Below are 997 nucleotides of genomic sequence, written 5' to 3'. Positions count from 1 at the left end.
ATACCCGGGCGGTAGATCCAACTGAGCGTCCGTCAACGTCTGCGCTTCGGCAACGAAAGAGCCGATATCGCGACCGCGCACGTTGGACTGGACCGTGATGAAGCGTTCGCCATCTTCGCGTGTGATCTGGCGTGGACCGATTACAGTTTCGATATTGGCCACTGTGTCCAGCGGCACCCGTGCGCCCGAAGGCGATTCCAGCACGATGCGTCTGATCGCCTCCGGTGTGTCGCGGCTTTCTTCGTCAAAACGCACCATGATCGGAAACTGTCGCACGCCCTCGAACAGTGATCCGGCTTCGGCCCCGCCGACGGCTGCACGCAGCCCATCCAACGCGTCCTCAACATCAAGCCCGTAGCGACCAAGGGCTGACCGATCCACGGTTACCACAAGTTGCGGCGCACCGGTGATCTGGTCGGCCTGTACCTCGGCAGACCCCTCAACCTGTTGCAGGAGTGATTGCAGGACTTGTGATCGCTCCAACAGAATTTCGGAATCCGGTCCAAAGATTTTGACGGCCAGTTCGGCGCGTGTGCCGGTCAGCAATTCATCAACAGCCATCGCGATGGGTTGGCCGATATTCACCACAATCCCCGGAAAGCTTTCCAGATCTTCCGAAATCGCCGTGCGCAAACCTTCGGCAGACAAGCCGGGCCGCCACTGATCGACCGGGTTCAGCTCGATAAAGGCTTCGGCGCTGTTGGTCGGGTCAGCATGCGCGCCAACCTCACCACGCCCAATACGGGTCACGATGGACTTGATTTCAGGAAAATTCTTTAACAGCCGCTTTTCCACAAGCGTCGTCGTCTTCGTTCCTTCGGTAAGCGAAATCGAGGGTGCCATGGTGACGCGCATCAGAATATCGCCTTCCTCCAACGATGGCGTAAATTCGGAACCAAGTCGCGATCCTGCAAAACCGCCCACCGCCAAAAATATGCCGCACAGGACGATGGCGAAAAAACGGTTACGGACAAAGAACCCGGCCGCACCACTGACC

At 58.2% G+C, this 997-nt stretch carries 1 protein-coding gene; it reads right to left on the bottom strand.

Going from position 1 to position 997, the window contains the following annotated elements:
• Positions 1 to 997, bottom strand: a 997-nt coding sequence (locus A3722_RS18520; RefSeq protein WP_150120554.1) for an efflux RND transporter permease subunit, incomplete at both ends; no start/stop codon positions are given.

It is taken from the genome of Sulfitobacter sp. HI0027 (assembly GCF_001634775.1).
Classification (GTDB): Bacteria; Pseudomonadota; Alphaproteobacteria; order Rhodobacterales; family Rhodobacteraceae; genus Sulfitobacter.
Note: the sequence above shows the minus strand (reverse complement) of the source record. Positions and strands in the feature narration are given on the sequence as shown.